General features: G+C 69.6%; 14 protein-coding genes. 7 read left to right on the top strand and 7 right to left on the bottom strand.

Annotated elements, in window-relative coordinates; all coding sequences use genetic code 11:
- Nucleotides 1-9: 9 nt before the first annotated feature.
- The gene (locus ACIRPT_RS05150) at nt 10-1,695 is read right to left on the bottom strand and encodes an ATP-binding protein (protein WP_403822416.1); all 1,686 of its coding nucleotides are present in this window, start codon (nt 1,693-1,695) and stop codon (nt 10-12) included.
- 249 nt (nt 1,696-1,944) lie between these two features.
- Between ACIRPT_RS05150 and ACIRPT_RS05155 the strand changes: the two genes are divergently transcribed.
- The 3 genes from ACIRPT_RS05155 to ACIRPT_RS05165 are packed head-to-tail and all read left to right on the top strand — an operon-like array spanning nt 1,945 to nt 4,685.
- Nucleotides 1,945-2,760: an ABC transporter ATP-binding protein gene (locus tag ACIRPT_RS05155; protein WP_403822419.1), complete on the top strand. Its 816-nt coding sequence runs from the start codon at nt 1,945-1,947 to the stop codon at nt 2,758-2,760.
- A complete protein-coding gene (locus ACIRPT_RS05160) occupies nt 2,750-3,622 on the top strand; it encodes an ABC transporter permease (protein WP_403822422.1) in 873 nt (290 codons plus the stop codon). The genes ACIRPT_RS05155 and ACIRPT_RS05160 overlap by 11 nt, the downstream gene beginning before the upstream one ends.
- Before the next feature lie 34 nt (nt 3,623-3,656).
- Nucleotides 3,657-4,685 (top strand): ABC transporter substrate-binding protein, encoded by a 1,029-nt coding sequence (locus ACIRPT_RS05165; RefSeq protein WP_403822425.1) that lies wholly within the window; start codon nt 3,657-3,659, stop codon nt 4,683-4,685.
- Nucleotides 4,686-4,866: 181 nt separating this feature from the next.
- Here the strand turns inward: ACIRPT_RS05165 and ACIRPT_RS05170 are convergent, their stop codons facing one another.
- The 5 genes from ACIRPT_RS05170 to ACIRPT_RS05190 all read right to left on the bottom strand — a co-directional run bounded on the left by ACIRPT_RS05170 (nt 4,867) and on the right by ACIRPT_RS05190 (nt 11,532).
- A complete protein-coding gene (locus ACIRPT_RS05170) occupies nt 4,867-5,967 on the bottom strand; it encodes a SagB family peptide dehydrogenase (protein ID WP_403822428.1) in 1,101 nt (366 codons plus the stop codon).
- A 203-nt stretch (nt 5,968-6,170) separates the two neighbouring features.
- Nucleotides 6,171-8,327, bottom strand: coding sequence for a YcaO-like family protein (locus ACIRPT_RS05175; RefSeq protein ID WP_403822431.1), 2,157 nt, complete (start codon nt 8,325-8,327; stop codon nt 6,171-6,173).
- Between the two features lie 211 nt (nt 8,328-8,538).
- Complete coding sequence (locus ACIRPT_RS05180) at nt 8,539-8,655, bottom strand: azolemycin family RiPP peptide (protein WP_403503570.1); 117 nt, start codon at nt 8,653-8,655, stop codon at nt 8,539-8,541.
- Between the two features lie 842 nt (nt 8,656-9,497).
- Nucleotides 9,498-10,775, bottom strand: a complete 1,278-nt coding sequence (locus tag ACIRPT_RS05185; protein WP_403822434.1) for an acyl-CoA dehydrogenase — start codon at nt 10,773-10,775, stop codon at nt 9,498-9,500.
- A 298-nt stretch (nt 10,776-11,073) separates the two neighbouring features.
- Nucleotides 11,074-11,532 (bottom strand): RrF2 family transcriptional regulator, encoded by a 459-nt coding sequence (locus tag ACIRPT_RS05190; RefSeq protein WP_403503565.1) that lies wholly within the window; start codon nt 11,530-11,532, stop codon nt 11,074-11,076.
- Between the two features lie 588 nt (nt 11,533-12,120).
- Between ACIRPT_RS05190 and ACIRPT_RS05195 the strand changes: the two genes are divergently transcribed.
- Complete coding sequence (locus tag ACIRPT_RS05195; RefSeq protein WP_403823368.1) at nt 12,121-12,981, top strand: glutathione S-transferase C-terminal domain-containing protein; 861 nt, start codon at nt 12,121-12,123, stop codon at nt 12,979-12,981.
- Between the two features lie 893 nt (nt 12,982-13,874).
- Here ACIRPT_RS05195 and ACIRPT_RS05200 read toward each other — a convergent pair.
- The gene (locus ACIRPT_RS05200) at nt 13,875-14,267 is read right to left on the bottom strand and encodes a hypothetical protein (RefSeq protein ID WP_403822437.1); all 393 of its coding nucleotides are present in this window, start codon (nt 14,265-14,267) and stop codon (nt 13,875-13,877) included.
- Nucleotides 14,268-14,440: 173 nt separating this feature from the next.
- Between ACIRPT_RS05200 and ACIRPT_RS05205 the strand changes: the two genes are divergently transcribed.
- Genes ACIRPT_RS05205 through ACIRPT_RS05215 form a run of 3 tightly spaced genes read left to right on the top strand, consistent with a single transcriptional unit; the run spans nt 14,441 to nt 16,746 of the window.
- Nucleotides 14,441-14,671 (top strand): hypothetical protein, encoded by a 231-nt coding sequence (locus tag ACIRPT_RS05205; RefSeq protein WP_403822440.1) that lies wholly within the window; start codon nt 14,441-14,443, stop codon nt 14,669-14,671.
- A complete protein-coding gene (locus ACIRPT_RS05210; RefSeq protein WP_403822443.1) occupies nt 14,668-15,714 on the top strand; it encodes a histone H1-like repetitive region-containing protein in 1,047 nt (348 codons plus the stop codon). The genes ACIRPT_RS05205 and ACIRPT_RS05210 overlap by 4 nt, the downstream gene beginning before the upstream one ends.
- Nucleotides 15,715-15,720: 6 nt before the next feature.
- Nucleotides 15,721-16,746: an SRPBCC family protein gene (locus ACIRPT_RS05215; protein ID WP_403822446.1), complete on the top strand. Its 1,026-nt coding sequence runs from the start codon at nt 15,721-15,723 to the stop codon at nt 16,744-16,746.
- Nucleotides 16,747-17,115 lie beyond the last annotated feature (369 nt).

The following is a 17,115-nucleotide window of genomic DNA, read 5'->3' on the forward strand; positions in this document are numbered from 1 at the left end:
CTCCATCGGTCATCGCGGCTCTCCGGCGGCCGTGAGCGGAGTGCTCGGGGTGCTCGGGGTGGGGAGCGGGGCGCTGGGGGCGACCGGCGCGCCGTCCTCACGGGCGAGCGCCTCGGGCAGTACGACGGTGAAGACCGCGCCGCCACCCGCGCGGGCGGTCACCCGCGCCATCCCGCCGTACCGTTCCGCGAGCCGGCGCACCAGGGCCAGGCCGATGCCCCGGCCGCGAGGGGCGGCCGCCGCGGGGGCGAGCTTGGTGGACCAGCCGTCGGTGAAGATCTCCCCGCGCAGCGCGGGCGGCACCCCGGGCCCGGTGTCCGAGACCCGCAGCACCGCCGTGGTGCCTTCGGCGCGCAGCTCCACCTCCACGAACGGTTCGGCCCGGCGGCGTTCGGCGGTGGCGTCCAGCGCGTTGTCGAGGAGATTGCCCAGTACGGTCACCAGGTCGCGCGGATCGACCACCGCATCGGGCAGCAGCGTCGCGGCCGACACCCGTAGCGACACCCCGCGTTCGGCCGCGATGGCCGCCTTGCCGACGAGCAGAGCGGCCAGCAGCGGCTCGTGCACCCGCTCCGCGATCTGTTCCGCCGACGCCCGGTGGGCGCTGGCCACCTCGGTGACGAACTCCACCGCCTTCTCGTGCCGCCCGAGTTCCAGCAGCCCGCGCAGCGTGTGCAGCTGGTTGGCGTGCTCGTGGTCCTGGGCGCGCAGCGCGTCCAACAGCCCCTGGGTGCTGTCCAGTTCGCGGCCCAGCAGCTCCAGTTCGGTACGGTCGCGAAGCGTCACCACCGCCCCGCCGTCCCGCGTCGCCACCCGGTTGGCGATCAGCACCCGCCCGCCGCTGACGGCCAGCAGATCCGCCCCGGTCACCCGCCCGCTCAGCACATCCGTCGTCCGGCCCGGCGGCAGCACCTCGGCCGGCGCCCGTCCGGCCGCCGACGCGTCCAGACCGAGCAGCCGCCCCGCCTCGTCGTTGACCAGCCGGATCCGCCCGTACCGGTCGCAGGCCACCACGCCCTCCCGGATGCCGTGCAGCATCGCCTCCCGCTCGTCGAGCAGCGCGGAGATATCGGCGAACGCGACACCGTGCGTACGGCGCCGCAGCCGGCGCGAGGCGACGACCGCGGCCAGCACGCCGACGGCCAGCGCCGCGCCCGCGTACCGCAGCAGCCCGGGAATGGTGCCGAGCAGTCGGCCCCGGACGCTGTCGTAGGCGATACCGACCGACACGGCGCCCACGATCCGGCCGTCGGCGTCGCGCAACGGCACCTTGGCGCGGGCCGACCGCCCCAGCGTGCCGGTGTCGATCCCCCGCACCTCCCGCCCGGCAAGGGGACGGCTCGGATCCGTGGACACATGCCGGCCGATCTCGGCGGCATTGGTGTGCGACCAGCGCACCCCGCGGGTGTCCATCACCACGATGTACAGCGCCCCCGTCGCCGTACGGATCCGCTCCGCGTCCGCCTGGACCGGGCCGCGCGGATCCGGCCTCGTGGCGACCAGCTCCCGCGCGAGGTCCGGATCGGCCGCCGTGGTCTGGGCGATGGACAGCGCCCGCCGCATCGCCTGGTCGTCGAGCTCCGAGCCGAGCGGGGCGAGGAACAGACCCGTGGCGAGCACCATGACGCCCGTGGTGATGGTCACCTGCGCGGTCAGGACCTGCGCGAAGATCCGCCGGGGCCAGTGGATCCGCATCCGGTGCACCCCCTTGTCTCCCGTGTCGTTCCCGTGTCCCGGCCCGCCGCCGCGTCGCGGAAGCGAATCTTCCGCATGGCGTCGCGATGACCGCACCGTAAGCCGTGGGTGAGCGCCTGCCCACCCCCCGGTATCGCTTTCGTCGTTCTAGCGTGAGCAAAACGAGCACAACAGGGATTGCGCGCAGAAAGGCGGCTTGCGCCCACAAGACTGCCGCGCCGGCCCCGACCGCTCCTAGCCTCCCGGGCCATGAGCAGCCATCCCAGCCCCGCGATCGAACTGCGGGGAACGAGCAAGACCTTCCGGACCCCGTCCGGCGCACTGCACACCGCCGTCCGGGATCTGGACCTGGTCGTCGAACGCGGCGAATTCGTCGCCGTGGTCGGGCCCACCGGATGCGGCAAATCCACCACGCTGACGCTGATCAGCGGGCTGGAGGAGCCCACGGTCGGTGACGTACTGGTCGCCGGCGAGCCGGTCACCGGCATCGGCGACAAGATCGGCTTCGTCTTCCAGCAGGACGCGGTCTTCCCCTGGCGCACCGTGCTGTCGAACGTGATGGCCGGCCCCCGATTCCGTGGCATGGCGAAGCCCGAGGCGAAGGAGCGGGCGCGCGAATGGCTCGCCAGGGTCGGGCTGGCCGCCTTCGAGGACCGCTATCCGCACCAGCTCTCCGGCGGCCAGCGCAAACGCGTCGCCCTCGCCGCGACCTTCGTCAACGACCCCGAACTCCTGCTGATGGACGAGCCGTTCTCCGCCCTGGACGTACAGACCCGCGCCCTGATGTCGGACGAACTCCTCGACCTGTGGTCGGGCACCGGCGCCTCCGTCGTCTTCGTGACGCACGACCTGGAGGAGTCCATCGCCCTCGCCGACAAGGTGGTGGTGATGACCGCCGGCCCGGCGACCGTCAAGGAGGTCTTCGCCATCGACCTGCCGCGCCCCCGCCGGGTCGAATCGGTACGGCTGGAGCCGCGGTTCATCGAGATCTACCGGGAGATATGGTCCTCGCTCGGCGAAGAGGTACGCATCACCCGCGAGAGGGGCGCCGCAGATGCCGCCTGAGACCGTGGCCCTGTCCAAGTCCGCCACCGGGGCCGGCCGTACGGACCGTACGCAGGCCAGGGCGCGCGCCGCCCGCAACCACAAACTCCTCGTCCACGGCACCCGGGTGCTGCTCCTGATCGGCCTGATCGGACTCTGGGAAGGGCTGGCCCGCGCCGCCGTCATCGACCCCTTCAACTTCTCGATGCCGTCGAAGATCTGGGACCAGATCAGCCAGTGGGCGCTGCACGGCACCCCGCAGGGCACGCTGTGGGAGCAGATCTGGTACACGCTCTACGAGGCGCTCCTCGGCTGGGTCATCGGCGTGATCGGCGGCGTGGTGCTGGGCATCGCGCTCGGCAGGATCCGCTTCCTCGCCGATGTGCTCGGCCCGTACATCAAGGTGCTCAACGCCCTGCCGCGGATCGTGCTGGCGCCCATCTTCCTCATCTGGTTCGGCCTCGGCCCGGCCTCCAAGGTGGCCTCCGCCGTCGTCCTGGTCTTCTTCCCGGTCTTCTTCAACGCCTTCCAGGGCGCCCGGGAGGTCGACCGCAACCTGGTCGCCAACTCCCGCATCCTGGGCGCCAGCAACCGTCAGGTCACCCTCCAGGTCGTGATCCCCTCCGCCACCTCCTGGATCTTCACCAGCCTGCATGTCAGCTTCGGCTTCGCCCTCATCGGCGCGATCGTCGGCGAGTACATCGGCGCGACCAAGGGGCTTGGCCTGCTGGTCTCCGCCTCGCAGGGCACCTTCAACGCCGCCGGCGTCTACGCGGCCATGGTGATCCTCGCCGTCGTCGCCCTGCTCGCCGAGGGACTGCTGGCCTTCCTCGAAAAGCGGCTCTTCCGCTGGAAGCCGGCCGACACCTCCGCCGACCGCTGAACCACCCGAGCCCCTTCATCCCAAGGACGTGATCATGCGCATCCCACTCAAGCTGTCGGCCGCCGCCCTCGCCCTCGTCACCCTCACTGCCTGCGGAGGCGGTGGCTCCGCGGCCGCCGGCTCCGACGCCAAGGACGGCAGCATCAAGATCATGGTGGGCGGCCTGGACAAGGTCATCTACCTTCCCGCGAGACTCACCCAGCAGCTCGGCTACTTCAAGGCCGAGGGCCTCGACGTCACCCTGCTCACCGAACCGGCCGGCGTACAGGCCACCACCTCCCTCGTCTCCGGCGATGTGCAGGGCGTCGTCGGCTTCTACGACCACACCCTCGATCTCCAGGTCAAGGGCAAGCAGGTGGAGTCGGTGGTCCAGCTCGCCCACGCCCCCGGCGAGGTCGAGGTGGTCGCCAACAAGGCGGCGGGCGGCCTCACTTCCCCCAAGGACTTCAAGGGTAAGAAGCTCGGTGTCACCGGCCTCGGCTCGTCCACCGACTTCCTGACCAAATACCTCGCGGTCAAGAACGGCGTGGCCACCAATGAGTTCACGCCGGTGGCCGTCGGCGCCGGCCAGACCTTCATCTCCGCCCTCCAGCAGGGCTCGATCCAGGGCGGAATGACGACCGACCCGACCGTCGCCCAGATCGTCAACAAGAAACTCGGCAAGGTGCTCGTCGACATGCGCACCCCCGAGGGTTCGCAGCGGGCGCTCGGCGGCCCGTACCCCTCCTCCAGTCTCTACATGAACACCGACTGGGTGAACAGCCATAAGGAGACGGTCCAGAAGCTGGCCAACGCCTTTGTGAAGACCCTCAAGTGGATGTCCACCCACACCGCGGAGCAGATCGCCGCGAAGATGCCGTCCGACTACGCCCAGGGCGGCAAGGAGCTCTACGCCCAGGCGATCAAGGACACCCTGCCGATGTTCACCAAGGACGGCGTGATGCCGGCCGACGGGCCCGCCACCGTCGAGCGCGTACTCAAGGCCTTCAACCCCAACCTCAAGAACGCCTCGGTGGACCTGAAGAAGACCTACACCACGGAATTCGTCAAGAAGTCGGGCTGAGGGGGCTGGTCGGGGCTGATGGTGGCTCGTCGGGGCTGATGGTGGTTGACCCCGGCCGATCCGGGCCGACCTGGGCGGCGGACGGGGGCGCGATGCGTCGGCGTCCGCCGCTCACCTCTCACTGCTCACCGTCCGCCGCCCCTCCGCTCACCACCCGCCGTGTGCCGTGCCGTCTCCCGGATCAGCCGCCGAGCGGTTCGACGGCGGGGGCCGCGAGCGGATCCGTCGGCAGACCAAGAGCCATGCTGCCCACATGGATCAGCCGGTCCCGGTACGGGGCCAGGAACGGCGCCGTCAGGGGTGTCTCCATCATGCCGACCAGGCAGGACGCCAGCCCGAGATCGGTCGCGGCCAGGCTCATCGTCTGCATCAGGCATCCGGTGTCGCGGTAGATCAGGCTGAGCGCCATTCCCTCGTACTTCCAGCTGGTGCGTCCGGTGCAGGAGGCGAGATAGAGCCCGGCGGGGGGCGGGGAGTCCATGAGCGCGAGATCGGTGACGGTTCGCTGCTGGAGGGCCGCGAGGCCATCGGTCCAGGGACAGAGCCGGTGCAGCGTGTGCTGGAACGGGTCGTAGTGGTAGGCCCCCGGCGCCAGCCCCGCCACCTCGCGGGCCAGCAGATAGACCTCGAGACTGTGCCGCCCGCCTCCGGACGGCGCCGGGCGCTGGGTCTGCTCGTACGCACGCGGCGGGAAGTGGCCGCGCACCCGGGCGGTGCGGTCCAGGAACGCACCGATGAGCGGCAGCGGCACCGGTGCCGGGGCGAAGGCCCGGACGCTGCGGCGCTCCGCCAGGACCCGGGCCAGCGGGCGGCTGGGGACGTCATCGCCGTCGGGGAGCGCGATCGCGTCGCCGGCCTCGGGGTGGTGGAAGCGGGCGGGCGGCGGTGTGCCGCGCCGGGCGTGCGGGACGGGGCCCCTTCCGGCCTGTGCGTGCACGGCGAGTTCGTACGGTGTCCACCCGTCGCCGCCGGGCCCGTTCTCCGTCTCCCCGCCGCCGTCCGCCCGGCCGTCGCCGTCCGGTGCGCTGCGGTGGACGATCCCGGCCGCGGCCAGCCGTTCCAGGATCTTGTGCACCTCATCGGCGTGATCCGCCCCGCCCCAACGACCGTGCAGCTCATCGGCCGTCTGCGGGCGGTCGAGCTGATGGAGGAGCCCTACGAGCGCGGGCTTGGCGGAGAACTTCCGCCACCGGCGGCAGTCGACGAGCACCGGGCCGCCTCCCTCCCCCCACTCCAGTAGCACGTCGGGGTTACGTCGGTAGAGGTACTGGTGGCCGTCCATGCCGTTGGCGCCGCCTCTCGTCGGATCGCTGTGGCCAAAGAAAGACGTCGGTGAAAGACGTCAGGGACATCGAAGAAGGACGTCGGAGAAAGGCGCTCGCCGCCGGCCGACGCCGATGAGAGACGTCGGCCAACGACGCCTGAGAAGCCGGACGCCGCAGAGAAAGTGGAGGGCAGGGGCGCGACGGGACCCGGGGGCAGCGGTCAAAGAAAGGGCAGCGGAAGGGGGTTGAGATCCTCCTCCGCGAGCGGGGCCGCGCGCACGCCCATGTCGACCGGGGCCCGGAAGACGCGGGGTCCGCCGCGCCGGTGGAAGTCGCTGCGCAGGGTGAGCGGGCACAGGCCCGGAATCACCGTCCTGACCACCGAGACGCCGCATTCGGCGACGTCAATGGGGGTGATGTCGACGGTGATGGCCTCGTACCCGCGGGCGGACAGCCGCCGTACCGCCTCGGCGACATCGTCCTGGAGCGCGGCGGCCGGCCGGGCGCCGGGCACCGGACGCAGCGGTCCCTCGTCCCAGAAAGCGAGGTGGTGCCGGCGCTCGGGGGCGCAGTAATAGAGACAGAATTCGCTGAGGCTGCTCAACGCGGCATCCTCCGGCGGGATTTCCTCCTCGTCGAGCCAGATGCCGGCGCCGGTGCGGCACAGGCACGCCTCTTCCAGTGCGCCGAGGAGCGCGGCATGCGGATCGAGGTCGGCGCGGGCGGCGTGGATGACGACGGGCCGCTCGGCGGTGCCCTCGGCGAAGCGGACGGCGACGGCCGGGATGCCCAGGTCGGTGGTCAGATCCTTGCAGGTGACCGTCGCCCCCTCGGCGGTGATGCGGTCGACGATCCGCCGGGCCCGGCCGTCCGGGAGGGACGCGAGATCGAGGCGGGGCAGCGTGAGCCGGTTTTCCCAGAAGACGATCGTCGCGTCGCGCTCGACGATCTCCAACAGCCCGCCCAGCAAGGCGTGGTGATAGCTGCCGCCGGCGGCGAGCCCGGTGGAAATGGGGTCGAACCACGGCTTGTGGCCACGCGGGAAACGGTACGGGAGGTAGACCGCACAAGCCGGTACGTACCGCGTCCGGCCGGTGGTCAGCGACCGGCCCGCCACCCAGTCGATCTCCACACCGGGATCGAAGGGGGAGTAGCGGGTCTGCTCGGCGTACTCCTTGGCGGAGCCCAGCGGCAGTTCACGCGGATCGACCGCCGAGTCGCCGAGCTCGGCAAGCGTGGCGCGCACCAGCCGGCCCGCGTCATAAACCCCGGCCGCATACCGCTCCATGGTCTCGCCCACCGCGCAGACCCGCGCCGCGGTGGGATCGCTCTTGACCGCGCCCCCGCGCGCCTCGGCAGCCACCGGGGAGAACCAGGTCGTCGTGGTCATCCCCGCGGTGCGCGCGTACGTGGTCCCACCCGCACGGCCGTCGTCCTCGTCCACCCGCAGCTCGGGCACCAGCCCCGTCAGCGGATCGACCGCGCCGCGCATGAGCTCCCAGCTCGCCCGCGCGTCGACCTTGCTCACCTCGCCGCGCTTCGGCGCGGTGGCGGCGTGCGCGCAGGCCGGGCAATGGGGGGTGTGGAAGAGGTTGTGGCGGGTGCGCTCCAGCGAGGCGTGGTCGAGCTCGGTCAGGGCCGAGGCCTCCGGACGGCGCCCCGGGGCGAGGGCGGTGAGGACCTCGTGTGCGAGGACGCCCGCGGCGATGGCGGTGGTCGGCCATGCCTCGCTCTCGGCCGCGCCCAGCAGCATGTCCAGCGGCAGATCGGCCACCGGCTGCCAGATGTGGTTGGCGCGGAAACGCCGCACGAGACAGACCGGGCATGCCGTACGGGGCGGGGTGAGGGTGGCATGGAGCAGCCGCGTCGGCGTGCTCAGATACGTCACCAGGGGCGTGGCGCCCTCGAGCGCCCTGCCGGTCCAGTGCCGGAGTTCATCCTCCGGCAGCCCCAGCGGCAGTACGACGGCATGCGTGTCGGCGGCCCGGTCGCCGGCCACCACCTGGGTCCCCGCCCTGGTCAGCAGGGCCGCGACCTCGGAACTCAGGTGCCCTTCCCCGGGCAGGGCGACCCTGAGCCCGCTCCGCTCGCGGCCCTCACCGTAGAGCGGATGCGGCCGCTGCCCGTCCCCGGGATGGGCCAGATCGCGGGCGCGCAGCCCCTTGACCACGCGCTCCGGCACGGCATCGAGCGCGACAAGGCCGCCCTCGGCCTCATCCGCCCCTTCCCCGGTGGCCGGCAACCGGGCCGGGACGCGAAGGGTGCCCGTGCTCGCGCACACATAGAGATGCTCGCCGCGGGTGACGAGCCGTACGTCACGCCGGGGAGTCAGGGAAGCGGAGCGTGCGGCGGCCGACGGGTCCGGGCTCGTATCCAATTCATTCCGCCTTCGAAGAGCAGGGGCCGGTCACGAAAGTCATTCACAAAACCACTGCGCGGGGGTGATGCATGAACGCAATACGAAAGGGCATGCGCAGGGGCTATGGGCGCACGCAACGCAACACAAAAGCGCGGTCGACGAAAGCCATTCCGCAACGACGAAAGCGCCTCCCGGCCAAAATGGCCAGGCCAGGAGGCGCTCGACGTCGCTACTCGGCCTGCTCGGCGTCGTACTCGGCGACCCAGCAGAGACAGCTGTGACCCGCGAATGCCGTCTCCGCCTCCGAAACCGACATCTCCTCGAACAGCTCTTCCTCTTCGATCATGGCGGTTCCCCTTCCCCTTTCTCGAACTGTCGCTACCGACATGCGCCGTTCACCGATCTCCTGAAACGGCGCCCGGGTCCATTTCGGGGGAGATGGCCATTCGGCGTCAAGGAAGGCAGGAGGAATGGCCGGATCGATGATTAATCCTACAAAGCCATATGGCGTTCTCGATGGCTTGAAGTGTGGGGAGCGTGGAGTGCGGCCTATTACGCTCGATTACGCGTACGGCTATAGGGCGCTTGAGTGTGCGGAGCTTCTCACCGGGCTTCCCTGCCCCCGGCCGGACGGTCACGCCGGCAGAGGCCGGAAAGCCGCTGCCGCTGAGTGGTGGACGGGTCCGGGAGCGTGCGGTCGACGTACCTCGTGTCCAGGGGGCGTCATTACGGAGGCGTCGACGCCCCGGTGGTTGCAGGTTGCAGTAGCGCGAAGCCGGTTCGGGCGGAGAGGCCGTGCGGTGACGCACTATCAGTGACGGCTGTCGAATGGGCCTATCGGGACAGCCGAGCCCCTGGGGGAAATTGCGATCGTCGGAGTTATCGGGATTTCGGTTGTCCTTGTCTTGTCGTGCGTCTGATGGGGCGTTCCTGACGGGGCGTTCCTGCGCGCACTGGGACACGCCTCCGAAGGGGAATCCGGGCGAAATTCGGCCGCCCCACGCCTCCCGATTCTCGGGAGTATTGGGCAGCCAGTGATCGGACCGGGCGCATGGGGCGCGGCCGAAAAGGAGGCCGTCAGCCGTGCGTGCACGGAATTCCGCGCAAGGGTGATCGGCGGAAACTTTATGGGTCCGCGCCCTGACGGTGGTCGCAACCCGGCCCACCTTCGAGCCGGGTCCGCCATCCTCAGATGCGCAAACTCAGGGCCGGATGCGTCCCGTTCAGATAGTGATCGCCGATATCGCGGAGGCTGTGAGTGGGGGAGCCCTGCGCTGTCAGCACGCGCGCATTGCGCCAGAACCGGTCGAAACCCGGGCCATCGGCGGGGGAGTCGGCGCCATCCGTGAGTTCCATGATGCGGGTGGTGATGAGCATGGCGGATCTGCTGGTGACGGCCTCGGCCGCGGCGACGAGGACGGCGATATCGGCGCGCTCGTCCACACCGAGGTCCTGCTCCAGCAGGAGCCCTCTCGCCAGGGCTTCCGTCGCCGGTTCGACGACCGCCGCGGCGGTGTGGGCGGCGGCCACCAGTTCCCCGTAAGCGAGAAGGAGATACGGATCCCTGCCCGGGCGGTCCGCGTAGGCGCCGTCGTCCGGGTCGGCGGCCGGCCAGCCGCGCGGTGTGGCACGGCTGACGTCCCGCGCCTCGGCCAGCGCTCCTTCGGCGATGCCCAGGGCGACATGGGCGAGGGCGAGCCGGAGCGCCAGGGGCGCGAGCGCGGCGAAGGGCGAGAGGTCGTGCTCATCGCGCGGAACGACGCCGAGAATGTCACCGGGGCGCACCGGGACGCCGTCGAATCCGATGCTGCCGGCCCCCGTCAGGCGCTGTCCGAGACGGTCGTGTTCCGGGGTGCTCGTCACGGCAGGGTGGGCCGGGTCCACGAGCACGATCAGCGATTCGCCGGTATCGGTACCGAGCGCCCCCAGTACCAGCCGGTCGGCGACGCCCACGCCCGCGGCGAAGGCCTTGCGCCCGTTGAGGACGTACCCACCCGGGACCGGTGTGAGGGTGAGCTCGGGGTCCGTGGCCGACTCCGCCTCCGTTCCCGGGATATCGGTACTGCCGCCCCAGAGCCACTGTTCCTCGGCCGCCGGCAACTCGAGACCCTCTGCGCTCTGCGGAGCGCCGAAGAACCGAGGGCTCCACGACAGGACGTAGTGACGGGCGAGCAGTTCGCCGATGGAACCGTCGGCCGCCGCGATCTCCCGGATGACCGCGCAGGCGGTACGCCAGTCACTGCCCCTGCCCAGCGGGCCGGGCGGCATCAGCAGGGCCGGCAGGCCCGCTTCGCGCAGCCGCGCGGCCTCGTCGACGGGAGGCTTGCCCGCGCGGTCGCGGGTGAGCGCGTCGAAGGCGAGATCGTCCGCGAGCTCACGCGTGACGCGCGGCCATCTCCGTTCCTCCGTCGCGTGGTTGGGCTCCGGGGCCGGAGAGGAAGGGCCGGTTGCGGACTTCTTTGGCATGGCGCCGGTCGCCGTCCTGTCGGGTGGGGTGGGCCGGTGAGCGTTGGCCGGGAGGTGATGCGGCGGGGCGGTGGTACGGATCAGCGTTCTCCACACCGCCGGCACCTCTCGCTTCCCTAGTATTCCCACTGGATTAGTAGGGAAAGAATGGCTTCCGGACTCCGGGCCGGGCAAGGGGTGTTCGAGGGGTGGACAGCCGAGCGTTCGAATTTGGACATCCCGGCGGGGGCGGACGACGGGCGGTGCTGCTCGCTGGGGGTCCCGCCGGCAGCCGTCTGCTGAGTGTCGTCCGTAGCCCTTAGGGGTTGGTCCAGGAGTCGGGATCCTCGGCCAGCGCGGACACCCTGCCGGGCAACTCGGCCGACGCGACATCGGCCAGTGACACGCCGTCGAGGATCTGACGGACGTTGGCCCGCAGTGCCACCCACAGCGGCAGCAGCGACTCGGCGGGGCCGGTGTACGACAACTCCGGCGGACGCACGCCGCGTACCGACACCAGCGGCCCGTCCACGACGCGGATGACATCCGCGATGCTGATGGCCTCCGCCGCCTTGGCCAGCCGATAGCCGCCGTTGCCGCCGCGCTGACTGAGGACGAGTCCGCCCCGGCGCATGTCGTTGAGGATGCCTTCGAGGAACTTGTGTGGAATGTCCTGGGCGTCGGCGATGGCCTCCGCCTTGAGCGGCCCCGCATCCCGGGCATCAGCGAGTTGCAGGGCGGCGCGCACCGCATAGTCCGCTCTGGCTGAAATCCGCATGGGGGCATTATCCCGTAGCGGGAGAGGTCGGGCCTCTTCGGGCCGGGCGCGGTCCCTCTCCGGCGTGACCGGGCCCGGGGACCAGCACGCCGCACCACCCTTGACGCGGCTGACCGGTGGCTCGACACTCAAGAGCGGGAACCCTAGTGAACGGGTGGGAATCGATGGGGCATACAGCGCTGGACAATGACCGCGCGGTCCGCGCGGCCCAGCCGCTTCCCCTTCTGACCTCACGCCGGCACATCGACCTCCTGCGCGTCTGCAGCGCGGCGAGTTCCCTGTACTGAGGCGATACGCGGCGGCTCGTCCCCCGTCCCGCCGCACGCCGTCCCGCGCCGAAGCCCCCTCGTACCCGGGCTTGCGCCGACGGCGCCCCCGCCCGCCACGGCGCGCTCCGCACGTGTAAGCCCGCACGGCGCATATCGACCGCACGCGGACCCGTACCGCCACTTGTCCGCCCCCGCCGTCGTATGCCCGCGAAACCGCCCCCAGCCCCAGGGAGTCAGCATGACCGCTACGCCTGCCGCGACCTCCATGTCTCCCGCATCACCCACGTCCGGCGCATCTTCCACGACTCCCGCCTCGCCCATGTCCCGGACCGCGGTGCCGTCCCTCCGGGGCAGGATCGGCTGCGATGCGCGCAGCGGCCACTACGCGGTGCCGCACCGCTACCGCCTGCACCTCTCGCTTTCCTGTCCGCTCTGTCTGAGAATCGCCATCACCCACAGCCTGCTGAACCTCGGTGGCACGCTCCCGGTGTCGCTGTTGCCCGCCGTCCCCGACGGTCCGGGCGGTGAGTACTCCTCGCTGCGCCCGCTGTACGAGGCCAGTTCGCACCAGCACCCCGGACCGGCCGCGGCGCCGGCGCTCAGCGACGGATGGACCGGGCGGATCGTCAGCACGCACACCCCCGAGATCCTGCGCGACCTGGCCGAGCGATTCGGCGGCGCGGGGCCCGTCCTGTACCCGGACCACGCCCGGAACGACATCGACGCGATCGGACGGCTCTGCGAACACGAGGTCAATGAGGCCGCACAGAGCGCCGGCCGGCTCGGCGCCGACAGCTCGGAGTACGGGACCGCGCTGGGCACCCTGCTCGAAGCGCTGGACTCCCTGGAACGCCGGCTGTCCGATCGGGATTACGTTCTGGGCACCGAACTCACCGCCGCCGACGTCCAGTTGTGGGTGACGCTCGTACAACTCGACACCGTGCACCGCTGGCATCTGGACGCCGCAGCCGTGCACCGTATCGCCGGTCACCGGCGGCTGTGGTCGTATGCCCGCCGTCTGGCAGCCCTTCCCGCCTTCGGTGCCCACCTCGATCTGGACGGCATCGCCCGCCGTCATCACGCCCGTTGCCGGGGGCGGGAGGCCGCCGGGGCGGCGGTGCAGATCGTGGACTGGACGGCGGCTTTCAGGTCCGGGTCTGTTACGTCGGTCCTCCGCTGACCGGACAGGGGATGGAGGGGGCGGGGCTACGTCGGTGATGTTCCCCGGCCCCGCCCTCATCCCCATTCCCTATTGGTGGGGACGAGAGCGAGATGCGCGCCTGAGGAGATAAGGGATCGCCAGGTGGTGGATCGGCGCCACCGCGGCCCACACCGGGCGAGCGATTCGTCGATGGAAGCGCACGAAAGTGACCCATATAACGGCCGAATTGTCTACCGTCACAATGTTGTGCGCGGTTACCAGGCCGGAGCGGGATGCGAGGGTGAGCGAGGCGCGACCGGAATCCGAGACCGGCCACCCCAGGACGTGGTCCGGCGACGGCCTCGGGCCCATTCGAAGGCCCAGGACGAGAGTCCAGCCCATGACCAGAAACCATCGGAGGAGAACCGGCGCGCCTTCGAATGCGGCCCGTGCCCATTGCTCGGGCGTCCGGGACATCGCGTCCGGATCCGGTAGTGCGAATGCTGATGCGTAGTGGGATGCCGCATGATCTGGATCCGGTCCATCGGTTCGAAGCGAACGAGGAACTTCGGTGCGGTGCGCGCGCGGGGCGGTCATGGCGGGCGGCTCCTTCGGTGACGGTGACGCGGCCGGAAGCAAAGCCTCGAAAGTACCCACTGGTGAAGGCGATTGGACGCCCATGGGCGTGCTTGGACGTCCACGGGTGAAAGCCCTCATCCCGCATGATTCCAGCACGCCACTCGCCACCACCATCCGCACCGGTCCGTGATGCCCGCGGGAGCGTGCGTGCTGGTGTCGGCCCGAGGAAGCGGTGTGTGATCGGGAAGGCCGGATTCAGTCCCTACAAGGGCTTCCATCGCTTCCGGGAATGTCCAATGGCTGTGATCTGAAGGGAAATTACCGGCGATTCGCTGACGGAGGCGTATCGGCCCTCAGGCAGGCGGAGTCATGGCGCGGAGAGCGGCCACCCTCTCGAAGAGGCCCCAGCCGTCGATCTCCTCAGTTGGCGGATTGTCCGGCTGCCACCCACCGGCCAGGGCCTCGTCGAGCAGGGCTCGGACCGTGCCCGGTTCGTGGAGGTTCAGCCAATTTCCCTGGCCGGTGCCGACGGCGCCGGAGTGAAGAAAGCCATCGGGGACCAGCCGGCCGTCGCCTTCTTGGAAGAAGATCAGGAGCCGCCCGCGCGCTCCGAGGCGGCGGATGGTGAGGAATTCGCGGCATTCCTGATATCGGCCCCGTTCGACGTGGTGCCGATGTCCCACCGACCAGAGGAAAGTCTCCTCGTCGACGACGAGACGCCGGGGCTTCCTGCTGTTGCGAACCATCAGTGGATGGTAGCCCCGTCCTCGCGCCCGATCCCGGTCCCGGCTCGACCCACCACGCAGCAGCATCGCCCGCTTCCCCAGCGTCACCCCTGGTCCGCTCAGGATGCGAAGGCCAGGAGCCGGATCACTCTTGAAATATGGGAGAGCAATCCCGAGGGCGTAGCCGGGCCTCGTTGTCCGCCACCCGAAGGAGTTCAACGACCGCGGAATATGGCGCCGGGGCGGCGGCACGGCATGTCGTCGAACTGACAAAGAGCCTGATCAGACGCCCGGATCGCTTCGCGTGCCAAGTATTCGCGGCAGACAACTCGGCGGCGGCGTTACGGCATGACCAGCAACAGCCGCTCGACCATTGCGCCGGCGCCGACCGGCCGCATCCCGATGAAGAGGTGATGCACGTATGAATGACGGCACCAAGGTCCTGCTCGCCGCTGCCCTGGCCGGCGGCTACGTTCTGGGCCGCACTAAAAAGGCCCGGTTCGCCCTTTCCGCGGTGTCCTACCTCGCAGGGCGTCAGTTCGGGCTCCAGCCGCGCCAGCTTGCCGCCGAAGGGATCCGCAGACTCGCTGAGATACCGCAGGTCACAGAGCTGGCTGACCAGCTGCGTGGAGAAGTGCTGGACGTCGGCCGACAGGCTGTCGCGGCCGCCGCCAATCGCCAGTTGACGACGCTGGCCGACACGCTTCGTGACCGCACCCTCCAGCTCGAGAGCGGTGAGGAAGAGTCGGAGGAGGGCGAGGGCGAAGAGGGCGAAGAGGCGTACGAGGAGGGCGAGGAGCCGGAAGAGGAGGAAGAAGAGGAAGAAGAGGAATACGAAGAGGAGCCGGAGGAGGAAGAGGAAGAGGAGGAGCCCGAAGAGGAAGAAGAAGAGGAAGAGGAAGAGCCGGAAGAGGAAGAAGAGGAAGAGCCGAGGGAGCGCCCCCGCCGTCGTACCGCGCGTGAATCTGCGAAAGCGGCCCCGACGAAGCGGGCGGGAAGGGAATCAGCGGCAAAGAAGACCGCTTCCCGCGAGAAGGCAGCGAAGAAGTCGGCCCCGGCGAGGAAGTCAGCAGCGAAGAGGGCCGCTCCCAAGGGGCGGGCTCCCGCCAAGAAGACGGCGGCCAAGAAGACGGCGAAGAAGACGGCAGCCAAGAAGGCTCCGGCGAAGAAGGCCTCCGCGGAGAAGTCGGCCCCTGCCAGGAAAACCACGGCGAAGAAGGCCGCGGCGAAGAAGACCGCGGCGAAGAAGACCACCGCCAAGAAGGCTCCGGCGAAGAAGGCGCCTGCCAAGAAGGCCCCTGCCAAGAAGGCGGCGGCCAAGAAGACTCCAGCCAAGAAGGCCCCGGGCAAGAAGGCCGCAGGCAAGAAGACGGCCGCACAGAAGAAAGCGGCGTCGACCAAGAAGACGACAGCCTCGGCAAAGAAGGCTGCCAAGAAGACATCATCGCGCGCCGAGCGCCGGAGGTAGCCGGTCATGGCCAAGACGGGACGGGAAAACGGTGCAGGGGACTCGGGTGTCGACCGCCTGCGTGACGAACTCGGGAACTATGTCAGTGCCTGGGTGGGGAATCTGGCCGAAAAGGCCGGCGACAAGCTGGTGGATGTGACGGACCAGCTTTCCGACGTCGTCGAAGGCGGCGGGTCGTTGGGCAAAATCGGTGCCAACCTTCTCCAAGGTGACTCACCGATCAAGGCCGCGATCACCGGGAAGATGAAGGACGTCAAGGACAACGTCGTGGGGAAGGCCAAGGAGGCCCTGGGCGGCGGTAAGCGCGGCAAGTCGGGAACCACAAAGGTCACCAACATCATCGAGGTCATCGATGTCGGCGTGCCGCTACGTTACGCCTACGATCACTGGACTCAGTACGAGAAGTTCAGCAGCTTCACCAAAGGCGTACGCAGCGTGTCGCAAAGCGATGACTCGACCAGTGACTGGAAGGCCAAGGTCGGTCCCTCAACCAGGAGCTGGAAAGCGACCGTCCAGGAACAGGTGCCCGATGAGCGCATCGTCTGGACGTCCGAGGGCGCCAAGGGCACGACGCGGGGTGCAGTGAGTTTCCATGAACTGGCGCCCAGTCTCACGCGTATCGTCCTGGTGGTCGAGTACTACGCCTCCGGCTTCTTCGAGAAGACCGGGAATCTGTGGAGAGCTCAGGGACGCCGACTGCGGCTGGATTTCAAACACTTCCAGCGCTATGTCTCCCTCGTCAACGAAGAGCCGGAAGGCTGGCGTGGGGAAATCCGTGACGGCGAGGTCGTACAGACCCACGAAGAAGCCGTCGAGGAGGAAGAGGCCGAAGAAGAAGAGGCCGAGGACGAAGAATCCGAGCGTGGCGGCCGCGAGGAGTACGACGAGGATGACGAGGAGTACGACGAGGAGGGAGAGGAAGAAGACGGTGACTGGGAGGGGGCCGACGACGAGCGCTATGGCGAAGAAGGAGAAGAAGGCGACGAGGACGAGGAAGTTGAGGAAGGCGAAGAGGAAGACGAAGAAGAATGACGCTTTCGCTCGGCTACCGGAACTCGTCAACGAGGCCCCGGGGGAAACGCGTTGGCCACTCGCTACCGCGGACCGGACCACTGCCCCGCCGTGCCAGAGCGCGCCGTCGAGCGCGCAGTGCGGCGTGCCGGGCATCGGCCGGTCCGCGCTGCGGTCGCCGCCGGTTGACCGCGGAGCGGGTGCGTCCGGGCGGCGACGCCGCGTGGTGATCCGCGACGCCATGTGTTCGCCCGTTGACCGGACGTGGCGCGCTGCGGCGAACGGCCGCGCGCGGACGGCGACCGGGGGTGAGGTGTGCCGACTCGGGGCTACACAGGTCCGACCAGGCGGCGCCGAACCCGGAAGGTCACCCGTTTCGACCGGGTATCC

The organism is Streptomyces sp. NPDC101227, from assembly GCF_044767545.1.
Lineage (GTDB): Bacteria > Actinomycetota > Actinomycetes > Streptomycetales > Streptomycetaceae > Streptomyces.

Excerpts from the sequence above, each read along its gene's own strand:
- ACIRPT_RS05150 (WP_403822416.1), bottom strand. The coding sequence starts at position 1,695 with ATGCGGATCCACTGGCCCCGGCGGATCTTCGCGCAGGTCCTGACCGCG.
- ACIRPT_RS05155 (WP_403822419.1), top strand. The coding sequence starts at position 1,945 with ATGAGCAGCCATCCCAGCCCCGCGATCGAACTGCGGGGAACGAGCAAG.
- ACIRPT_RS05160 (WP_403822422.1), top strand. The coding sequence starts at position 2,750 with ATGCCGCCTGAGACCGTGGCCCTGTCCAAGTCCGCCACCGGGGCCGGC.
- ACIRPT_RS05165 (WP_403822425.1), top strand. The coding sequence starts at position 3,657 with ATGCGCATCCCACTCAAGCTGTCGGCCGCCGCCCTCGCCCTCGTCACC.
- ACIRPT_RS05170 (WP_403822428.1), bottom strand. The coding sequence starts at position 5,967 with ATGGACGGCCACCAGTACCTCTACCGACGTAACCCCGACGTGCTACTG.
- ACIRPT_RS05180 (WP_403503570.1), bottom strand. The coding sequence starts at position 8,655 with ATGATCGAAGAGGAAGAGCTGTTCGAGGAGATGTCGGTTTCGGAGGCG.
- ACIRPT_RS05185 (WP_403822434.1), bottom strand. The coding sequence starts at position 10,775 with ATGCCAAAGAAGTCCGCAACCGGCCCTTCCTCTCCGGCCCCGGAGCCC.
- ACIRPT_RS05190 (WP_403503565.1), bottom strand. The coding sequence starts at position 11,532 with ATGCGGATTTCAGCCAGAGCGGACTATGCGGTGCGCGCCGCCCTGCAA.
- ACIRPT_RS05195 (WP_403823368.1), top strand. The coding sequence starts at position 12,121 with ATGTCCCGGACCGCGGTGCCGTCCCTCCGGGGCAGGATCGGCTGCGAT.
- ACIRPT_RS05200 (WP_403822437.1), bottom strand. The coding sequence starts at position 14,267 with ATGGTTCGCAACAGCAGGAAGCCCCGGCGTCTCGTCGTCGACGAGGAG.
- ACIRPT_RS05210 (WP_403822443.1), top strand. The coding sequence starts at position 14,668 with ATGAATGACGGCACCAAGGTCCTGCTCGCCGCTGCCCTGGCCGGCGGC.
- ACIRPT_RS05215 (WP_403822446.1), top strand. The coding sequence starts at position 15,721 with ATGGCCAAGACGGGACGGGAAAACGGTGCAGGGGACTCGGGTGTCGAC.